We start from the raw sequence: 1553 nt of genomic DNA, 5'->3' as shown, positions 1-1553 counted from the left end.
GAGAGTCTGGATCTAAGCCGCTACTGCTTTGTCAGCGATCGCCAGTTGCTTACTGCCGACCTTCCTCAGCCGCCTGGTTTGCTCCGCCAGGCGGTTTTGGGTTTTCACAGCCTCACTTCTGGGCAAAAACAGGAGGTTCTGCCCCTCCTGCCCACCTTGTTTCGCAATCCCAGCGCCGTCTCGACGGTGATGTTATCGGTGGAAGCGGCCTTGTGGCTGGAGCCTCTGAAAAGCCTGAATCCCCGCGAGCTGCGTCTACTGAGCGTTTGGCTGAGCCGCTATTGCTTCAACCCCAGCCGCACCGTAGCGGAATTGGATCCCGCCACCTCAGGTCTCAAAACTGGGCAAACCAAGCGCAGCTACCGCGCGCCTCAGGTGGGGGTCTCGCTGATTTTGGCCAGCTTTGCCGGCAACCTGACGGCGGCCTCAGGTGTGACCCTGAGCCTGCTGTTCGGTATGGTGTTTGTGCTTTTCCTGACCGTCTTGGGCAGCTTAGAGGGGGGATTCTCTCTGGGCTCTTTCATCTTCGCCATTCTGCTCACCCTCGCCTTCAATGCCCTGATCTTCTTTTTGTCCCCTTGGCTGATGGACTGGATCCAGCACAGCCTCTATGGCACCGAGTGGGTAAGCTTGGCGGAAATCGGGCGTCGCAGCCCAGAGAGTGCGGAGGTCATTGAACGGGTCTGCCGCCAGTACAAGCTGAAGCAGCCGAAGCTGGGGCTGATCCGCGACCAAAACCCCACTGCTTTTACCTACGGCAGCCTGCCGGATACGGCCCGCATCGTCGTCAGCGAAGGGTTGTTCACCTACTTGGAAGATGAAGAGGTGGCTACGGTCTATGCCCACGAGCTGGGGCATGTGATCCACTGGGATTTCGCCGTCATGACCCTGGCTTCCACGTTGGTGCAGATTCTCTACCTTCTTTACGTCTACATGCGGGATGCGCGCGACAACGGCAAAAGGGGCAGCCTCCGCTCCCTGGCCTTGGTCGCCTACTTTTTCTATGTGGCCGGCTCCTACTTGTTGCTGTATCTGTCGCGGGTGCGGGAGTACTTTGCCGACCACTTTGCCGCCGAAACCACCGGCAACCCCAATGGGCTCTCGCGGGCTTTGGTGAAAATTGCCTACGGCATTGTGCAAGAGGGAGAGCGGGAGCGGGATGAGGAAACCCGACAGCGCAGTGCTCGCCTGCTGGAAGGAACGCGGGCTTTGGGGATCTACGATGCCAAGGCGGCTGTTACGGCGGGGACGGCCTACCGGGTTGCCTCGGATCCCGGCCAGGTGGGCAGGGTATTTTTGTGGGATCTGTTTAACCCTTGGGCCTGGTGGATGGAGCTGAACTCCACCCATCCCCTCACGGGCAAACGGGTGCGGGCGCTGTGCACCTATGCGGAGCAACTGGATCTGCCGGTGGAGTTCGATATGGCCAGCGTGGTTGCCCAGGGCAAGCAGCTCAACCGGCAACAGCTCTACGGGAACTTTCTGCTGGATATACTGCTGTTGAACGCCGAGTGGCTGGGGGCGATTGTGGGGGCGCTGCTCGGGATCCCGGC

At 60.1% G+C, this 1553-nt stretch carries 1 protein-coding gene; it reads left to right on the top strand.

Going from position 1 to position 1553, the window contains the following annotated elements; all coding sequences use genetic code 11:
* On the top strand, positions 1-1553 hold a 1553-nt coding region (locus NW820_RS11380), incomplete at both ends, for a M48 family metalloprotease (protein ID WP_414407532.1).

Source organism: Synechococcus sp. R55.7 (genome assembly GCF_047461955.1).
Classification (GTDB): domain Bacteria; phylum Cyanobacteriota; class Cyanobacteriia; order Thermostichales; family Thermostichaceae; genus Thermostichus.
Note: the sequence above shows the minus strand (reverse complement) of the source record. Positions and strands in the feature narration are given on the sequence as shown.